The following is an 18576-nucleotide window of genomic DNA, read 5'->3' as shown; positions in this document are numbered from 1 at the left end:
CTCATAGAGGAGAAAAAGGTAATTTAGAAATAGATAGTGTGACTTTCGAACAAGGTCGCCCAACACGTATGAATCAAGATGGAGCAAATAAATATTTAGCGACTGAAATGTGCCAAACACTTAATGATCACTGGGGAGTAGGGGCTCATGACTTTAACTATAAGTCTGTACCTGAAATTATTGAAACCCTTTGCTATAGTAGAAGAATGGGTGCCAATTACCTTTTAAATATTGGATTAGAGCCAGATGGTACAGTACCAGAAATCCAAGGGGCTATGCTCAAACTTGTAGGACAATGGATTGAGTTAGAAGGTGAAGCCATTTACAAAGGTAGACCTTGTGATGATATTTCAGGTGAAGGTCATGACTTTGTACTACGTGTAGACGATCACACACTTTATGCTTTCATCCATGGTTTGAAAGTAACAGGAGATAGCAATGTTGTAGTAGGTGGTTCAGGAAGTGGCCTTAAAAACTTTATTGGTCTGAATCAAAAGATTAAATCCATTGAATGGGTAGATAATCATGAAGCTTTAAGATTTATGCAAAATGCTGACGAGCGTTTAATGAGTCTTTATGCCACAGGGTTTAGTTATGGTATGAATACGGTCGTACGTGTAGCAAAAATCGTATTAGAATAGATGAAATAGAGCAGTTATGAAAAGAGTAAGATCTAAGATAGAGCTTACTCTTTTTTTATTTTCTATCTCGCTTAAATTTGTTAAAATAATTATATAATAGGGTTGACAAATTAATTAGAAAGGAATATATTAATGGTGTAAACAAATTAGCACTCTTATATATAGAGTGCTAATACATCATAAAATTTTTGAAGGAGGAATTGATATGTTTGGATTAACACCGTTTAATAGAAATGGATTACAAAATAACAATGGAGTAACTGATTTTTACAATGCTATCGATGACTTTTTTAATAACAGTTTTATGCCATTAAGAGATTTAAGAAATGACACTTTTAAAGTTGATATAAAAGAAATAGAGGGTGCCTATTTAATAGAGGCGGAGATGCCAGGTATCAAAAAAGAAGATATTCAAATAGATTATCATAATGAGAGCTTGATTATTGGTGTGAAAAGACAAGAGGAAGTGAATGAGGAACAGCCTAACTATATTCATAGAGAGAGACATATGACAGCAATGAGCCGTAGTATTTATTTGAAAGATATTAATGAACAAGCCATTGAAGCAAAATTAGAAGAAGGAATGCTCAAGATTGTTGTTCCAAAACAAACAGAGGCAAAGCCACTTAGACATCGTATTACAATTCAATAGATTACAAGTAGGTTTATAAGCGTATTTAAGAATAACCCAGTATATTTTATTTAAATGTACGGGGTTATTTTTTTTGTTTATAGATCTTATAGAAAGCAAGTAGAATAGCTAGAAAGTTTCCTAGAAGTATGTTAAGAAGAAAATTATTTTACAATAGTGCAAAAATATTTTATATTAAAAGAGAGTATATTTTAACAAATAGGATTAAGAATTAGCCAATATATTTTAATTAGGAGAACATATGAAAGAAATAACTGAGAAATTAAATAATCCTATTATGACCATTAGCCAAGAACCCAGGCAACAAGATCAATGTAGTCAGATGGTAGCATGGGTTAAAGCTCATGGAGGTATAGAGAAAATTGAAAGTGAGTTGGAAAAAAGGGAAAAGAGAGAAGAAGAATTAGAAACACTTTTATTTTTATCTATAGATTTAATAGCTATTTTTAATAGCATGGGAAAGTTTATTAAGGTAAGTGACAGTTGGAAGACCATTCTTGGCTGGACAGAAGAAGAGCTTCTTAATATGAGTTGGAAGGACATTATTCATCCAGAAGATATGGAAATGTCCTATCAAGCTTCTAAACAAAGGGTAGATGGACCAAAATGTAAAAAAGTTGTTAATCGCTATCGCTGTAAGGAAGGTAACTATAGATGGATTGAATGGAGTGGATGCCATATAGAAAAGGAAGAAGTGATCTTTGTATGTAGTGGTAAAGATATCACTCATGAAAAGGAGATTCAAGAAAAAGAAAGGTTATTACAAGAAGCCTTACAGCTTGAGCAGTTAAAAAGTGAGTTTTTTGCAAATATCTCACATGAGCTTCGCACACCCATTACAATTATTAAGGCAGCCACTCAACTTTTTAATCAGTCTTTAGATCAAAATAGCCATAACATGGTGGAAGGCGTTTATTTAAAGAAGTATGTAGACTCGATTAAACAAAATTCAAATCGTCTTTTAAGGCTAGTGAATAACTTGATTGATATGACTAAAATAGATGCTGGGTATTATGAGATTCATTTAGAAAATCATAATATTGTAAGCGTAGTAGAAGATATTACAATGTCAGTGGTGGAATATGTAGAAGGTAAGACCATTGAGCTTATTTTTGATACAGGTATATATCGAACAATTAGATCATGAAATAAGAATAGCTGTTTCGGATAATGGAGTAGGCATTCCAGAAAATAGGTTACAATATATATTTAATCGATTTACTCAAGTAGATAATACATTGACAAGAAAATGTGAGGGGAGTGGGATAGGTCTTTCATTGGTTAAATCTCTTGTAGAAATGCATGGCGGACATGTTTGGGCACAAAGCCAATTAAATGAAGGGACTACAGTTACTTTTTCATTACCTATTAGACAAGTACTAGAGGCATCAGACACCCTAAAATCCTCAAAAATCATTACTTCAAATATCGAAAGATGTGTTATTGAGTTTTCAGACATCTATCATTTATAAAGCATTTACAATACTATAAAATACATAAGTTATAACTGGGAGGAAGTTATGAATTTTATTATTATCTTTGCTGATCAAATGCATAAATATGCACTAGGGAAATTAGATCAAGAGGTATTTACACCTCATTTAGATCGTTTATGTGAAGAAGGAGTTTTATTTAGAAATGCCTATTCCAATAATCCTATTTGTGGCCCTTATAGGGGCACACTTTTAACAGGCTTATATACCAGTCATAATGGTGTACACTATAATGGACAACCCTTACTGAGTGAGACCAAGACATTGGCTAGAGAACTTAATAGGTTAGGCTATGAGACAAGCTTTGTAGGCAAATGGCATTTAGGAGGAAATGGGAATGAGCCTATTTTGCCACACTTACAAGGAAACTTCAAACATTTTTTAGGGTATCAATGTTATAATGGCTTTTTGAAAGATATTATCTTTTGGAATGAGCAAGGTGAGAGACAAGCCTACGATGGTCATCGTACAGAAGTGACCACTCATTTAGCTATAGAGAACTTAAGAGCCCTTAAGGCAACCCACAAGCCTTTCTTACAAGTAATAGGCTATCAAGCACCTCACTATCCAGAGCAACCACTTCCTGAGTATGCCAAGCTTTATGAAGGCAAAACTATTTTACATACACCGGATTATATAGAGGTGGATCCTTACACACCAACCTATTCACCTTATAGTCCGAGACCTTATGAAGAGTGCCCAGACTATCAACGTTACGGCAATAACATGGATGAGTATATAAGACTTTACAATGGGATGGTTACTCAAGTGGACCATGGGGTTGGAGAAATTCTAAAAGAAGTACAGCGCTTAGGCTTAGAAGAGGACACTCTCATTGTGTTTACCTCCGATCATGGGGATATGCACGGTAGCCATGGACTGAAGAATAAGTCTTTACCTTATGAGAAATCTTGTGGTGTCCCTTTTATTGTAAAGGATCCTAAAGGATTAAAGGATAAAATAAGTGATGCTCTCGTATCAGGGATAGATATCTTCCCTTCCGTAATGGCCTATGCAGAAGAAGCAACAGAGGTCACGTTGGATGGTAGAAGCTTTAAGGGATATTTACGTGAGGAAGAGGAGACTACCCAAGACTTTGTCGTAGCGGAATATATTTGCCCCGATACAGGCTGGCAAATGATTCGAGATAAACAGTTTAAGTTGTGTGTCCGAACAGCAGATTATACGCCATATCTCCTTTTTGATATGGAAAAAGATCCTTATGAATTAGAGAATTTAATAGAGGATGGGTATTACGCTCCTATTATAGAATGTTTAATGCAACAATTAGATAGGACTTTATTAAAATAGAGTGTGTAAGTAATAGCATATAAATAAAAAGAGCTACATATCAAACTTAAGGAATGATATGTGGCTCTTTAGGTTGAAGACTATAAGTTTATCTTAACAAGGTTGGGATGGATATAAAGCATAGGCAAATGCTTCTCCCTATCATAGTCTACCAAGAGATAGACATCGGCTAAATCTCTCAATTTGACATAGTATTGGTCATCCGCAATAAAGGCAGTGACTTGTCTTAAAGTACCATTAAGAAGGATAGAGGTGGTTACCTTCTGAGGCGGTGAAGTGTTATCTAGTGTTGGGAGCTGTAAGTAAGCCTCTTGGTAGCAAGTGACAACATCACTTTTAAGCTTGGTCCAAGCAGCAGGATGCTGCACGTAGTACTTGGGGCAGACTTTGCCAGTGACATCATAATGACGTAGGATATCTTGGTTCGGGTCTAAGGTATAAGTATGGCAAAGCTTGGCTAGGAGTTGAATAAGGGAGGCATAAGTTAGAAGAGAGAACTGTCCCTCCCAGTCTGGATGGCAGACTTCTATGCCAAGGCTATAGGTATTGGCATTTTTAGCATGGTAGGCACGTTCATTATCTGGGATGCAATGAATGACTTCTCCATCTAGTCCTACAATGTAGTGGCTACTGGCATAGATGCCTCTGGTACCTGACTTAAGATTTTCAAAGTAATTACGATTATTAAGGGCAGAGGTCTTCGGATTGGCTACCCAATGTACCACAAGCTTTTGGATGTGACTCAGCTTAAGTCCTGGGCGGCTATAAGGGTTGGGTGTGAGAAAGTGTGGGGTAAGCATTAAGTTTATCATAACGTCTCCTTTTAAAAGTAAAATAGATAGATAAGATTAACAAATAAAACTGATAAATTAAAATACAAAAAGCTAACCTAAATCTGCCTTCCCCCTTGTAACAATAGGCAGTTTTAAGTTAGCTTTTTGTTTGTGGCAAAACTTATACCATGTCCAGCCTAAGGCTTACTATCCAAGAGGCATCCGATACAAACCTATAGACACTGAATAAGGGGCATGGGGCTCGTAGCTCTAAGTGAAAGGGATGCTATGCATGTATCACGTTGAGGGCAGTTGGCATGACGCTTAGTAAGAGGCTAAAGGGTTGGAGTAGACGCAACTTGTCAAGCAAACAACAATACGCCGATCAAACCTATAAGCAATTACCCTAACTCTACTTTAGATTGCCACCACCAGGGAATAGAGTAGGGGTGCTAAGTGGAACCTGTATCTCAAAGTAAGAAGGGGGAGAACTTACTAGAAGATACACATTTCCATTTAGCGAATGAGTGAAGGAGGAGATGCAAACGGCCTAGGATGTGTTTGCTAGCTCGTCCTTACACCTATATATATACAAAATAGGGTTGGAATTTCCTCACTATTTTTGAAAGAAAAATAATTTTTGGTGAAAAATCATAAAATAGCGGTAGAGGTATTGTGCAATTTTGCTTCGTATTTGGCTTCTTGCCAAGCACGTTCTCTTGCTTCTAAGGCTTCTATGTCAAAATTATGGGTGTACATACGATTGAAAAGACGTGTAGGTTTTACAAAAGGTGTCGTAGAGCTTGGTAAAGCTGGAGCTGCAAATGTAGAGTCAGGCATAGAGGAGACAAAAGGTGCATAGTTCCCCTCTAAGATGGCAAAGAACTTGTCCGGCTTCAAGATCCAGCTAAGAGATGCTAGGAAAGTGGATGTAGAGAGCCGACCACACAAGAAGTCCGAAGCTTCTACTTGACAAAAAACGGATTTAAAAGTCTCTAGTAGATTAAGCCCCTTAGCAGTGATGTCTTTGACTAAAGTATGTAAGCGCATTTTGGTTGTGAGGGTAAAACGTACCTTGGTACTTAAGCTAGGGCAATAAGTTTCAAATAACTTTTGTACATCTGATTCTATATCTGAAGAAGTGTTTTGATTAGATTTGTTAGGTTTAGTCTGTGAATACCCAGATGAGAGATTTAAACTTCTAAGAAGTCCATTCACTAAGGTCTCATTACGTTCGTAGTAGGTGAGGCGCTTGATACGATCATAGTAAGACAGATAATACTTCCCTTCAAATTTATCCTTGCTTTCTAAGTAAGCCTTTTTAGATTTATACACCTTCCCAATATTACTAAAAGCTGTACGAAACTCAGTCTTACCAAAGCTCAGCTCCTCAGTCCAACTGTCTCCAGTGACGTATTGAGGGGCTTCACATGGCTCAAGAAATTTATAAAAGGTTTTGCCACGGGTTACTTTAAACCAATGCTCCAGTTGCATAAAAAGTAGGCTAGAAGTAATGCTGCCTGTATACGGATTAAGCTCTGGGTAATAAATTAATGATTTCATCTAATCGCCTCCTAAATGAGAAAAACTGATTTCTATATCTCTATATATACAGAATCCATCTCTATTTTCCTTAAAAAAATTTAAAAAAGTATTAAATTTCAATTTCCTCTAGGAAAAACACATTTTCCTTAAAGAAATCATCAAAATCCTTAAGGGAAAAGCTATTTTCCTTAAAGAAATGGCCAAAACCCTTAAGGAAAATGACAAATCCCCAATTTTACGAGATGTTTCATAAGAGGTAAAGTAAAGGTGCGCAAATACAAAAGCTGCAGCGGAAAATTAGGTGAAGCATGTATGAAGTAATTGAGGAATTAGTGACAAAAAGTAAAAATCATAGTCTATATAGCTATGAACTATGGCAACATTTTGAACCACTTTGTACCAAGTGGGCACATAAGCTGAAAGAAGTGGACTATAGTGTAGAGGATTTGATGCAAGAAAGTTATTTGATTTTATGTACAGCCATAGATACATACAATCAAGATAAAGAGATTTCTTTCTCGGCCTATTACAAAGTGATGCTCTATAGATGGGGGAGTAATTATAGACGTAAGAATAGAGAGGTACTTGTTGTAGAGGAGAGAGAAGAAAACTTTTGGGATAGGATACAAGATGAGCAAGTTCAAGTTGAGCAACAAATACTCCAAAAAGAAGTGGTAAAAAGTATAGAGTGGGCTTTACATAGGTTAAGTGAAAAAGAACGAAAATTAATGATTAAGCTTTACTTTAGTGAAAAAAGTTTGAATGACTTGGCAACGGCTGAAGGCTTGTCCTATAAGGCCTTAACGAGTAAGAAATATTATCTTCTCAAAAAACTTAAGAAAATCTTTGAGGAAAATCCAGACCTATTGTGTATATAGTAAGTATAAGCAACCGGTGCTTAAAACACATTTAAACTCAAGGAGGAATGGATATGGCAATTCGAAGCGTACTAGAAGAAGTGAAAGTAGCACTTAAATTTACAAAAGGCTCACAAACTATAGGGCACTGCAACAAACAAGCAACAGACGAAAGCTTACATACGTTAGGCACAGCTATTGGCAGCTTAAATGCAGAATCACTCCAATCCGTTACAAAAGTCACAGAAACCTTATTACTTCTAGAAGCCTAACCAATTGAGCCGACTTACATAATGGCAACATAGGTTACAGCGAGTGCACATCTTAGAGACAACAGTTTGTAGGCTATTGATAAAAACTTAAAAATTTAACCTGGAACAATGCTTTAACAGAAGAAAATAATAACACTAACTTAGGAGGAATCTCAGTATGGAAGTTACAAAAAGAAATTTAGTTCTTACCTTTGGTACACCAGCCAAGACAGAAGAGTTGATCACCATCTCTAGCCCAGCAGAAACCCTTTCAGGTACACAAGTAAAAGAAGCCATGACAAAGGCGTTAGGCAGTGGTGCCATTGGGGAGAATGTTCAAGCCAACAGTATCGTAGGGGCTAAATATGTGATTCAACAAGTGGATGCTATTGATCTTGATGAGGCATAAGAGATGGAACAAATCTTAAGTCAAATTGGTAACTTTGGCTTTCCCATTATCTTGTCCATGTACTTACTTATTCGTATTGAAAGCAAAATAGAGACATTAGCAAACACCATTACACATCTTAGCCAAGTATTAGAATCTAGAGAATAGCAAAAGACCAGCTCTCGAAAATGAGAACTGGTCTTTTTTTTGCTATGTATTTAGTTATTCTTTTTAGAAATAGAAGTAAGATACTCTAGTGTATAAGAATAGTCGACAATGTTGGGCTCAAAATCTAAACGCATATGTGGAAAAACATGAAGTAAGAAGTGATCATGTAAAATATAGCTAGCTTGAAATTTCGATTTTAAGCATTGAAGGGAAGAAAGGTGTGTGATCTCTCGGCCATTTTTAAGAATGAAGGTATGTAGATCCTTAAAGCCACTTAATGCTGCAAGATTAATATAACCCGTACACCAGTTATTTTTAGTATGAACTTCGCGTGCTTTATAAGGAAGAAAAACATCTATTGGAGTAAGTGGAATAGGTGATTGAATTGAAGAAGGAAGCATACGTAAAGCACGATTTCTGAGAAGGGTAGAAGGAATATGATAGGCAGCAAGTAAGTGATCGATTACATCTTTAATAGATTCAGGATAGATTTGTTCCGAGTTATCTTCAAAGCGAATACGTGTGCAGTCTTGTCCAAGTAACAATGTAGGAATAGTTGTGTTGAAAAATGGTTCAATAACATAGATTTTCTTAGTACGTAACTCTTCATAAGGTGCTAAATAGATCATTAATAATACCCCCATATTATAAATGTATAAGATAAACTCTTAATATGACTTAATTATACATACAAATTAAATAAAATACAATAAAATGTTGAAAATTTTATAAAAAAAATATATTTTGATTTGTAGATTAATAATATAACAGATTTATAGGCATGTTCCCACATACAACCCATGTTGAAGCGGTAGTGAAATTAATTAAATAGAATAGCGTAAAATCAAGTCCGAGAGATTCGTTTATTCAAGAGTAAAAAAGATGGAGCTTTCAAAATTATACTCGTAAGAAGTGTGCATAGTTAAGCGTTTTAAGGAACAGATAACAATCTAGTAATTTAATTATTAAAACTATAATATAATTAATGGATATAAAGATTTATTTCTTGATAGAACCTATAAGGGTGCAGAGGACAAGTATCTAGAAGGAGCAAATTTCTTTGAAATATACGCTCTTTATTCTTTTGATAGAGAGTTGAGAAGCTTGTTCTTAAGATATATTTTGGAGATTGAAAATAATGTAAAAACGGCATTGGCGTATGAATTTTCTAAAAAGTATGGGTTTGATAACTATCTTACTATTGGTAATTTCAATACAAATGTACAACCTCATGAAAAAAGGAAAACAGCAGCTCAAAAAATTGGAGAAGTCTCAGATTTAATTACAGGGATACAAAGAGAAATTTCTAAACAATTGTCAAATAATAATCCAATGATTTCACACTATATGCTTGAAGAAGGATATGTACCTTTATGGGTATTGGTGAATATTTTAACTCTAAGGACTATTAGCAAGTTTTATAATAATTTAAAACAGATTAACCAGAACACTATAGGCATTAAATTTAAGCTTTACCCTGATGAAATGTGTGCCTTATTGTCTGTGTTATCAATATTCAGGAACCAGTGTGTACATGATAGCAGGATTTATAATTTTAAAGCAGTAAAAAAGAATGGTGCTGCTAACAGTATTAAAACTAATAAAATGCATGCTGAGCTAAAAATACAAATGGATAGTGGTAATAACCCTATTTATGGGAAGAATGATCTATTTGCTATTGTTATTATTTTTAAGTTAATGTTATCAAAATCATCCTTCAACAAATTCTGTTTCGCATTGAAGCATGAGATAGAAGAAGTAGATAAAAAGTTGCAAACTATAGAGATAGAAACTATATTACAAAAAATGGGCTTTCCATCTAATTGACTAGAGATAAAAAAATGTAAGACTAAGAGAACGTACTGTCTGGTCAAATTGAAGTTTTTTTCAAGTGAAGGCTATGCCACTAATAAGGTATCATTGATGGATGGTATGATTCGTATTTAAGGGATACCTATAGTATTGAGCTACTTCTTGATAAGTAAATTTAATATCTATACAATGAAAACAACAGATCCTATCAAGCCTATGCGATACATGTTAAATGTATTGTATGCGTAACCTGATAGGCCTTTTGTTTTTAGCGTTTTTTTTACAGGATAGAAGCTAAACCGTTTAAAAGCTTTGAAGAACAAGTAGAGTTACTTAGGGAAAGAGGCCTTATCATTGAGGATAGGAGTATGTTATAAATCTTTTAAAGCAAGCCCCACTATAGATTAAGCGGCTATACGCTGACATTTCGCAAACAAGATATGTTTAACCCAGACATTAGAATAGAAGATATTATGCAGTTCTATTATTTTGATGGCGAGCTAAGGTAAGCGTTGATTTATGTATTAACTGTGGTTGAGATAGAATCTAGAACACATATTGCATACCAGCATTCAAAAGTGATTACGGGTTTTGGTTATTATCAGAAATATTTGTACTTATAGAGGAAGATTATATAATAGACCTATTGCAAATAAGCCTAGGTTGTTAAAGTAAGACAGTCAGTTAGAGATAAGAAATGGTGGAGTATTTATCTATATCTTTATTCTTAAAAAAATGGTAATAAACAAACAGATACTACTAAGTCTCTTAACAATGCGTAACTATGTAGGCCAGTGAACCCTCTAATCGGAAGATTATGGGGCTTTTTATTAGATGTATACTTTATGAGAAAAGAGTTATAAGAAAAGAGAGTATACTCTTAGAGGTTTTTACAATAGTATTTGCTATAGAAGTATGGGATAATAAAATAAAAAGATAACAACAAGCCTAATAAGATTACACGGAAAGCTAGCAAGATAGTGTAGAGGTATTAGTCTTATTTTTAGATTACGGGAGAGTAGCATGGAAGATAGAGAGTTGTTAGGAATTATTCAATTAAATGTAGATGAGGGGATTAAGCAATATGGAACACAATATTTATTGGGGACACAAGAACTTAGTGAAGATTTATACGAGGAATGTAAGTTATATGTAAAACAAAGATTGCCAAGAGTAGCAGCTGGAAATACGATATGTATAACTCAGTCCTCTCTACTCGTGACCTATACTTTAGTTCAATTCGCTATAAAAGAGTATAGAGGTGGGCAGTATTTACAAGAGTTCTATGCAAGTTTGGGATTTTATGAGGATTTAGGACCAACAATCTATAAGGCAATCTGCGCATCTATTGCAAGTTGTATGAGAATAAATAAACTCTATTTTCACAGAACTACTGCAAAAAATATGTATATGACTACTTTATTGGTGCATGCACTGTTGCCACAGTATACGATGGAAAAACTATATGAGTTGTTAGGAGATATTTATTACAAAGATTTAGAGGAAGATTACATAGAAGCAGAAGTAGAAGAACTCTTTAACTACTTGAGTAAGGTATTTAGATACTATATAGATATGGATGATATGACATTTACCATAGAAGGAAAGAAGATGACTATTGCCAATCAACAGTTACCTAAGGGCTTTCGATTGGCATGGATTCAGTCACCAGAAATTATAGAAGCACTTTTTAAAAGGCTACTGCGATATATAGATAACATACATTATGACAGAGAAATAAGTTATGGAGAAGAAGATAGGTTTGATAAGGCTTTTGAGCAATGGAGGCTGAAGTTAAGAGATCGTGATGTAGAAGGTAGAAGTTCTCGGTCTTTAACTGTAAAAGGTAAGAAAAAATTTACTAAAGCACAGTATCAACTGAATAATGATGTATTGAAGTTGGTTATACCAAGACAGATTATTGATATTGAACACATTGGAGAAGCTATACAGTTAGAACTCTATAATGAAAAGCAATCAATAGAGAGATATCCTTTGGAAGTAAGTGGACGAATATGTTTTAAGACAGAGGAAATAAAGATAGAGATTAAAAAATTTGAACCTTACCTAGGATATAAGATATATTCCGGAGATAACATGCTTTATGATTCAAGGACACTGCTACATAGAGATTACTTATTGTTTAATGAAATGGGTGAAGAGATTACAGGTAAACAAGTAGGAGAAGAAAGGCTTACTGTTATAGCAGGTGTTGATGATATCATTGAGACAGATGATGTAGATACATTTAAACAGGAGAAATTAGGTTATATTATTCATACAATGTACTTAAATGAAAATAGTTATGTCTATATAGGGGATAAGATGCTAACGACTTCATCAGCTAACGAAAAGTCTAGTTTACAATCCCAATATAAATGTCTAGGTGCCTACATAGAATATGCAGGAGAAGTGTATAGTATTTATTGTAACAGACCCAGATTGAAGGTGAGAGTACCTTACAAAGTAAAGGTAGACGATATTATTTTAAAGATTAATGATAAGTATTACAATCTTGAAGATATTGGGAAAATAGAAATAAGAAAGCTTTTTGATGGTAGTGGGGATCAAGTAGTTGATGTACATTTTAACCATAATATTGTAATAACAGGGAAACTCAATAATTTAGTAGTGCGTATTAAAGGAAGTAACCTTAGATTGTTACAGGAAAAATTTATTATTATCGAAGCATTTACATATACATTTGAGAAAAAGCTTTATTATGATGAACAAGAAGCAACGCTGCTTAGTATGGAAGGGAAAGACCTTACATTTGATGGAGCATATAAGCTACCAGATACCTTTTCAATACTTAGAGAAGGCACCAAGCAACTAGATATATATGTAGGAATGACAAAATATGTACTCTATGTAAAGGTACCACGATTAGAGTGGCAGCTAGGGAATAAGTGTAGTAGAGATAAAAATAGTTATTTGATATGGCATGAAGATTTAGAAAGTGCAAAGCAGTTAATTATAAATGCTCCTATCAAACCTACGATGGCACTATTGATTACAGATGAATGTACCTATACACTAGAAGGAAGGTCAACCTCTGGGGGATATAACTATGCTGTACAGAATGAATTTCAAGCTCATACAAGAGGGAAAATAACATTAGGTCTTATATATGAAGGGGAAAAATATACCCTTACAAATATCTTTTACCAACCGGCTTTAGAGTCATTTAATATTCGCTACTATGCGTATTCTAATATTTTGAAAGGGTTACAGTGTTTTTGGAACTTCTTAGGCAAGGGAGAAATTTGGATAGATATCATTTATAGTAAGACTAATCAAATCATAAAAACTTATAAGGTAACAGATGGTAAGCCTATTTATGACCCTACTCTAGAACTTTATTTTGGAAAGCATCAAGTAGTTATTTATCAGCTTATAGAAGATGAGTTTTTTGAGGAGGAATCAGAAAAAATTATTTTATTAGAGGAAACTTTTATAGTAGGTGATGTCTTTTTAAGTAAAACAAATAAGCATACATTAAAAGTAGTGAGGTGTTTAGGGGATGACGATGCAGTATATGACGTTCCCAATTTTTATCTTAAAAATATAGGATTTGATAGAAAAACACAATTATATACAGGAGACGGATGTTTTCAAACAAGTGCTTATACAGGGGAAAAACTGTTATTTATGACACACTATAATCCTTTGTCTATTGAAGTTACAGATATGGAAAGTCTAAGGCTTAGAATTTTAGATAAAAATGGAGAAACACTTATTTATGACAAGCAAACAGGTCATATTAACCCTAAAGAGAAACCTAACCAATATGATCGCTACGTACTCATTGAAGAAGTAGAAACAATTATATATAAGTAGAGGGAGAAAAAGAAAATGGGAATTAATCCGATACAGGCATCAGAACATATCTTAGAAAAGTATTTAAGATATGTTGATACTACATTTTTTATTAAGAACAGATACTACAGAGAACATTTTAAGCAGTTACTTCAAGACAAGCAATATTTTGCAAAAGGGCCCTATTTAGATGTAACAGATTCCTTTGAGAAAGGAAAGAGTATTGAACAACTTATAGATGAGGGGATAGCCAGTAAAGAGTTCAGAGCTTTAAATACAAAAAAATTGCCTCTAGAGCGATTACTACATAAACATCAAGAAGAAGCATTTAGAAACGCTAGTATGGGTAAAAATCTAGTTGTATCTACAGGGACTGGATCGGGGAAAACAGAGTCTTTCTTGTTACCGATTATGAACCAGTTGATGAAAGAGAAAGAAGAGGGTGCTTTATGTGATGGTGTGAGAGCACTGATTATTTATCCTATGAATGCCTTAGCCAATGACCAACTTAAAAGGTTAAGAGAAGTATTTGCAAACTATCCTAGTATTACATTTGGAGCCTATACAGGAGAGACGGAAAAGGAATATAGCAAGGCACTAGCAAAGTATAAAGAACTTAATCATACTGAACCTTTAGAGAATGAACGTATTGACCGTGCGACAATGGCAGACCATCCACCACATATTCTTATTACTAATTATGCAATGTTAGAGTATTTAATGTTAAGGCCTAAAGATAATGCTTTCTTTGATGGAAAATGTGCAGATTATTGGAAGTATATCGTCTTAGATGAGGCTCATACCTATACAGGAGCAACAGGGATAGAGGTATCTATGCTACTTAGGCGTGTTGTTAATCGTCTTAAAAATCCACAACAAGTACAGTTTATACTAACATCTGCTACATTAGGTGGAGGAAAAGAAGATGATGGAGCGATTATAGATTTTGCAAGGCGATTATGCTGTGAAAAGGTATTTGATTCAAGTAGTATTGTACGTGCGAGTAGATGTGTATTAGAAGCACCAGAACAAACAACAATGATAAGCAGTACAGTTTATAAAGGCATTAAACAGATTTTAGAAAATAAAAAGGAGACGTATCTGCCTATCAAAGCTTATCTAAAAAGTGAGGGAATAGATCTAGAAGAGGTAGAGGCGACAACAGATGCATTGCTCTATAAGCTTATATTATCAGATAAAAACTACTATAAGTTAAAACAAGTACTTAAAGAGAAGCCACTTGCAGTACATGAACTAGGTAGTGCAATTGGCCTTTCAGATCAAGAAATTGTGGATTTTGTAGATGTAGCAAGTAAAGTTTCTTATCAAAATATAGATGTATTAGATGCAAGATATCATATGTTTATTCGGGCATTAGAAGGGGCGTATATTACTTTACCACCCCATAAGTCTATAGAAATTATTCCTAAATCTAAAAAATATATTAATAACATAGAACATAAGGTATTTAAAATTTGTGTTTGTATGTACTGTGGCCAGATTTATATTGAAGGATTTGAGGAAGATGGCATTCTAGTACAAAAGAAGGAGTATGAGCAAAAAGGTTACAATAGTAGCTATATGCTATTAGATGAAGAATTCGGTGTAGAGATTGATGAAGAGGATGAGGATTCAGAAGAGGATATCTATGAGTTATGTGGATGTTGTGGAAGAATCAGAAGAGAACATACGCATGGAAGTCTACTTTGTACATGTGGTAAAGAATATATCAATAGAGTGAAAAAGGTTACACCTAAGAAAGAGGTACTACATAAATGTGCTGCCTGTGGTGTCGTAAATACCCAGGGAAGTATAACACGAGGATTTTACTTAGGACAAGAAGCAACAGCAAGTGTTATTGGAACAAGTTTGTACGAAGAAATCCCAAGTGAAGAAAGACATACAAAAGAAATAAAAATAGAAATTGAAGATGATGAATTTGGACTTGAGGGAGAAAGTTACACAAGAATAGAAGAAGAAGTTAAGACACTTGAAAAACAGTTTTTAATTTTTTCAGATAGTAGGCAAGAAGCGGCTTATTTTGCTAGTTATTTTGGTTTTACCTATAATAATATTATTAGAAGAAGGTTACTTCTTCTAAGTATTTATAATGTCGATAGAAGAGAAAAAACAACGGGTGTAAGCATACAAGAAGTTGTAGAAGAGTTGGCACTTTTACTAGAGAAAAATAAGATTGTAATGCCGGAGATATCCTTAAGAGAAGCATGGAAAAGTATGATGTATGAAATTTCTAGTGATGATAGAAATAGTTTAGAAAACTTAGGTCTTATTACCTTTGAGTATCAAGGTAAGGATATGGCGACCAAAGAATTAACTAGAGATAAATTTTATAACTTACAAAACATTTTAGCTAATGCATTTAGAAGAGATTGCAAGCTAAAATATGATTATGAAAGCAAAATGCAGAAAGCAGATAAGGAATTTTATAAATATAAGGCGATTGATATTGGCATGTGTCTTAAATATGAGGATAAAGATACATACATTAGAGCATGGGTATCTTCAGCAAGACAAGGCAATGGGCGTGTTAACTATATAGAAAAGATATTAGGTTATGATCTTGCAAGAGCAAATAAATTCCTTGAGGTGTTATGGAATAAGATTTATATGAACGATGGGGGATTGGAACTTTTACAAGGTAATAGCTATCAAATGCATATTAGCAAGTTCCGGATAAAGAGTACTAAAGTACATGAATTACAATGGTATATGTGTGACAAATGTGGTAGATTAACAACGCATAATATTAAGGATAAATGCCCAAGTAATAGATGTGATGGCATATTGCAGATATGTGATGTGCATAAACAGGGTGAAGAAAATCATTACCGCAGGCAATACAGCGAATTAAAAGTTGCTCCAATGATTGTTAAAGAGCATACTGCACAACTTAGTCCTAAAACAGCTAGATTATACCAAGAGGATTTTGTGAATAAGAAAATTAATGTGCTTAGTTGCTCTACAACCTTTGAGATGGGAGTAGATGTAGGTGAATTAGAAACTGTCTTTATGAAAAATATGCCACCAAGTCCAGCAAACTATGCACAAAGGGCAGGACGTGCAGGAAGAAGAAAAGATTCAGCAGCATATGCACTGACCTTTTGCAGATTATCATCTCATGACTTAACTTATTTTAATAAACCAAGAGATATGATTAGAGGGAAGATATCTCCTCCAAGATTTGAGGTAGCAAATCAAAAGATTATTAAAAGGCATGTTAATGCGGCTATATTAGGGAGGTTTTGGAAAAAAAATCCAGATCTATTTGATACAGTAGAAAAGTTATTTTCAGATACTAGCTATAGAATGTTACAGGCTTACATAGAAGAAAGACCTGAAAGTTTAATGAATTATATTAAAGAATTTGTTCCAACTAGAGTAGAGTCTTTCATTGTGCAATGGATGGATGAACTTATAGGGGATAGTAGTCCTCTTTCAAGGGCCTATGAAGAGTATAAATCAGAATTAGAAAGATTAGAGCAAATGCGAAATGAAAGTGCTAAGAAAGCGTTGGAGGGTGAAAGAGGAGAATCTAGCAAAGTAACCAAATTGGATTTTTATATTAAGAAAATAAAAGAGGAGCAAATTATTGCCTTTTTATCTAAAAGTAATATTATACCTAAATATGGCTTCCCAGTAGATACAGTTGAGCTCACTACTAGCTTCGGTAATAAAGAAGTAACCTATGGAAAAGGTGATGCAAGGTTAAGATTGCAAAGAGACTTAATGATTGCCATCTCCGAATATGCACCAGGATCACAAGTTATTGCAGATGGAGAAATCTACACGAGTCAGTATATCAAAAGACCAGGAGACACAAGGAAGTATTGGGAACAGTATGATTATGGAACTTGTAAAAATACTTGCTGTAAACATCTTAACATTAGGCGACATTTAGCTAATGATTATGAAAAAGATTATTATTTGGATGAAGGATGTGAAATTTGTAAAGAAAAAGTACCTAAAGATGGAACATTTATTATACCAGAGTATGGATTTATTATTGATAATAATGTGGAAGCCGCTACAACCAAAAAACCCCAGCGAACTTATAGAGGTGAAATTCACTATGTAGGAGATAGGTTAGATAAAAGTGAAAATTTATATCAAGAGCATATAATAGGAAATAAATATATTAGAATACAGTCTACTGCAGATGATGAATTGGTAGTACTTAATAAATCTAATTTCTATGTTTGCGAGAGCTGTGGGTATGCAGATGTTAAGGAAAAGAAAGATCCTTTTATCCTAGAAACTAAATTTCATAAGACTCCTTTTGGTAAAGACTGCTCTAATAAAAAATTATTAAAAAAGAGCTTAGGACATAAGTTTAAGACAGATGTACTAGGGATTTCTTTTGGCGAAAATATTGATCATAAGAGAGGTCTATCTCTTTTATATGCGTTATTAGAAGGGATTAGCCAGTATTTGGGGATAGAGAGAAATGATATTTCAGGATGTCTTCATTACATCACAGGAGGAGGTAGTTGGGAAACTCAATTTATCTTGTTTGATACTGTACCAGGTGGAGCAGGACACGTAAGGCGAATAGGCAAAGCAGATACACAAGGAATTAAAGAGTTACTTAGAATCACCAATGAGATTGTGACACAATGCAACTGTGGTGGTGAAAAAGGAGAAGGAGCATGTTATAGTTGCTTATGTAATTACTATAACCAAAAGCATCATGAGGAGTTACAGCGTAAGTATGTAATGGACTTCTTAGAAGAAATCAGGTAGTGAAGACTTCACCTTCACTATCTAGTACCTTAGTAGCTTTCACTTAATATTTCTTGTAAAGGAGCTATATTATAGTAAAGGAAGCTATTCCTTTTTATTAGTACA

At 34.1% G+C, this 18576-nt stretch carries 15 protein-coding genes and 1 pseudogene (1 of these 16 cut by a window edge); 13 read left to right on the top strand and 3 right to left on the bottom strand.

Annotated elements, in window-relative coordinates:
- From BN2390_RS07295 to BN2390_RS07275, 5 genes are all read left to right on the top strand, one after another.
- Window positions 1-641 carry the 3' portion of an alpha-L-fucosidase gene (locus tag BN2390_RS07295; RefSeq protein WP_053983699.1) on the top strand. It extends 604 nt beyond the left edge of the window, so only the last 641 of its 1245 coding nucleotides appear in the window; its start codon lies beyond the left edge, outside the window; it ends in the stop codon at window positions 639-641.
- Window positions 642-846: 205 nt separating this feature from the next.
- A complete protein-coding gene (locus BN2390_RS07290; protein WP_053983698.1) occupies window positions 847-1293 on the top strand; it encodes an Hsp20/alpha crystallin family protein in 447 nt (148 codons plus the stop codon).
- A 241-nt stretch (window positions 1294-1534) separates the two neighbouring features.
- Window positions 1535-2440 carry a sensor histidine kinase gene (locus tag BN2390_RS07285; RefSeq protein ID WP_053983697.1) on the top strand — a complete coding sequence of 302 codons (906 nt, stop codon included), beginning with the start codon at window positions 1535-1537 and terminating at the stop codon, window positions 2438-2440.
- Entirely contained in the window at window positions 2406-2765 is a 360-nt protein-coding gene (locus tag BN2390_RS07280) for a sensor histidine kinase (protein ID WP_198524874.1), read from the top strand. The genes BN2390_RS07285 and BN2390_RS07280 overlap by 35 nt, the downstream gene beginning before the upstream one ends.
- Before the next feature lie 48 nt (window positions 2766-2813).
- Window positions 2814-4097, top strand: a complete 1284-nt coding sequence (locus BN2390_RS07275) for a sulfatase-like hydrolase/transferase (RefSeq protein WP_053983695.1) — start codon at window positions 2814-2816, stop codon at window positions 4095-4097.
- An 80-nt stretch (window positions 4098-4177) separates the two neighbouring features.
- Here BN2390_RS07275 and BN2390_RS07270 read toward each other — a convergent pair whose 3' ends face one another.
- Window positions 4178-4909 (bottom strand): peptidoglycan recognition protein family protein, encoded by a 732-nt coding sequence (locus BN2390_RS07270; protein ID WP_242847654.1) that lies wholly within the window; start codon window positions 4907-4909, stop codon window positions 4178-4180.
- Window positions 4910-5521: 612 nt separating this feature from the next.
- On the bottom strand, window positions 5522-6433 hold the full coding sequence (locus tag BN2390_RS07265; RefSeq protein WP_053983694.1) for a hypothetical protein: 912 nt from the start codon (window positions 6431-6433) through the stop codon (window positions 5522-5524).
- 290 nt (window positions 6434-6723) lie between these two features.
- Between BN2390_RS07265 and BN2390_RS07260 the strand changes: the two genes are divergently transcribed.
- The 4 genes from BN2390_RS07260 (at window position 6724) to BN2390_RS21370 (ending at window position 8079) form a co-directional block, all read left to right on the top strand.
- A complete protein-coding gene (locus BN2390_RS07260; protein WP_053983693.1) occupies window positions 6724-7293 on the top strand; it encodes a sigma-70 family RNA polymerase sigma factor in 570 nt (189 codons plus the stop codon).
- Between the two features lie 53 nt (window positions 7294-7346).
- Window positions 7347-7544, top strand: coding sequence for a DUF1659 domain-containing protein (locus BN2390_RS07255; RefSeq protein WP_053983692.1), 198 nt, complete (start codon window positions 7347-7349; stop codon window positions 7542-7544).
- 157 nt (window positions 7545-7701) lie between these two features.
- Complete coding sequence (locus BN2390_RS07250; protein WP_053983691.1) at window positions 7702-7932, top strand: DUF2922 family protein; 231 nt, start codon at window positions 7702-7704, stop codon at window positions 7930-7932.
- Window positions 7933-7935: 3 nt separating this feature from the next.
- Window positions 7936-8079 carry a YvrJ family protein gene (locus BN2390_RS21370; protein WP_082238665.1) on the top strand — a complete coding sequence of 48 codons (144 nt, stop codon included), beginning with the start codon at window positions 7936-7938 and terminating at the stop codon, window positions 8077-8079.
- Between the two features lie 50 nt (window positions 8080-8129).
- On the opposite strand, the gene BN2390_RS07245 is transcribed toward BN2390_RS21370, so the two are convergent.
- Window positions 8130-8708, bottom strand: coding sequence for a hypothetical protein (locus tag BN2390_RS07245; protein WP_053983690.1), 579 nt, complete (start codon window positions 8706-8708; stop codon window positions 8130-8132).
- Between the two features lie 349 nt (window positions 8709-9057).
- Between BN2390_RS07245 and BN2390_RS07240 the strand changes: the two genes are divergently transcribed.
- The 4 genes and pseudogenes from BN2390_RS07240 (at window position 9058) to BN2390_RS07230 (ending at window position 18471) form a co-directional block, all read left to right on the top strand.
- Complete coding sequence (locus BN2390_RS07240; RefSeq protein ID WP_082238663.1) at window positions 9058-9906, top strand: Abi family protein; 849 nt, start codon at window positions 9058-9060, stop codon at window positions 9904-9906.
- Window positions 9907-10301: 395 nt separating this feature from the next.
- Window positions 10302-10400 (top strand): annotated as a pseudogene (locus tag BN2390_RS22405) (hypothetical protein); the annotation flags it as partial.
- Between the two features lie 514 nt (window positions 10401-10914).
- On the top strand, window positions 10915-13731 hold the full coding sequence (locus BN2390_RS07235) for a hypothetical protein (RefSeq protein ID WP_053983688.1): 2817 nt from the start codon (window positions 10915-10917) through the stop codon (window positions 13729-13731).
- 15 nt (window positions 13732-13746) lie between these two features.
- Window positions 13747-18471 carry a DEAD/DEAH box helicase gene (locus BN2390_RS07230; RefSeq protein ID WP_053983687.1) on the top strand — a complete coding sequence of 1575 codons (4725 nt, stop codon included), beginning with the start codon at window positions 13747-13749 and terminating at the stop codon, window positions 18469-18471.
- Window positions 18472-18576 lie beyond the last annotated feature (105 nt).

The sequence above is a fragment of the Niameybacter massiliensis genome (assembly GCF_001282685.1).
GTDB classification, from domain to species: Bacteria; Bacillota; Clostridia; order Lachnospirales; family Cellulosilyticaceae; genus Holtiella; species Holtiella tumoricola.
Note: the sequence above shows the minus strand (reverse complement) of the source record. Positions and strands in the feature narration are given on the sequence as shown.

Excerpts from the sequence above, each read along its gene's own strand:
- BN2390_RS07290 (WP_053983698.1), top strand. The coding sequence starts at position 847 with ATGTTTGGATTAACACCGTTTAATAGAAATGGATTACAAAATAACAAT.
- BN2390_RS07285 (WP_053983697.1), top strand. The coding sequence starts at position 1,535 with ATGAAAGAAATAACTGAGAAATTAAATAATCCTATTATGACCATTAGC.
- BN2390_RS07275 (WP_053983695.1), top strand. The coding sequence starts at position 2,814 with ATGAATTTTATTATTATCTTTGCTGATCAAATGCATAAATATGCACTA.
- BN2390_RS07270 (WP_242847654.1), bottom strand. The coding sequence starts at position 4,909 with ATGATAAACTTAATGCTTACCCCACACTTTCTCACACCCAACCCTTAT.
- BN2390_RS07265 (WP_053983694.1), bottom strand. The coding sequence starts at position 6,433 with ATGAAATCATTAATTTATTACCCAGAGCTTAATCCGTATACAGGCAGC.
- BN2390_RS07260 (WP_053983693.1), top strand. The coding sequence starts at position 6,724 with ATGTATGAAGTAATTGAGGAATTAGTGACAAAAAGTAAAAATCATAGT.
- BN2390_RS07255 (WP_053983692.1), top strand. The coding sequence starts at position 7,347 with ATGGCAATTCGAAGCGTACTAGAAGAAGTGAAAGTAGCACTTAAATTT.
- BN2390_RS07250 (WP_053983691.1), top strand. The coding sequence starts at position 7,702 with ATGGAAGTTACAAAAAGAAATTTAGTTCTTACCTTTGGTACACCAGCC.
- BN2390_RS21370 (WP_082238665.1), top strand. The coding sequence starts at position 7,936 with ATGGAACAAATCTTAAGTCAAATTGGTAACTTTGGCTTTCCCATTATC.
- BN2390_RS07245 (WP_053983690.1), bottom strand. The coding sequence starts at position 8,708 with ATGATCTATTTAGCACCTTATGAAGAGTTACGTACTAAGAAAATCTAT.
- BN2390_RS07235 (WP_053983688.1), top strand. The coding sequence starts at position 10,915 with ATGGAAGATAGAGAGTTGTTAGGAATTATTCAATTAAATGTAGATGAG.
- BN2390_RS07230 (WP_053983687.1), top strand. The coding sequence starts at position 13,747 with ATGGGAATTAATCCGATACAGGCATCAGAACATATCTTAGAAAAGTAT.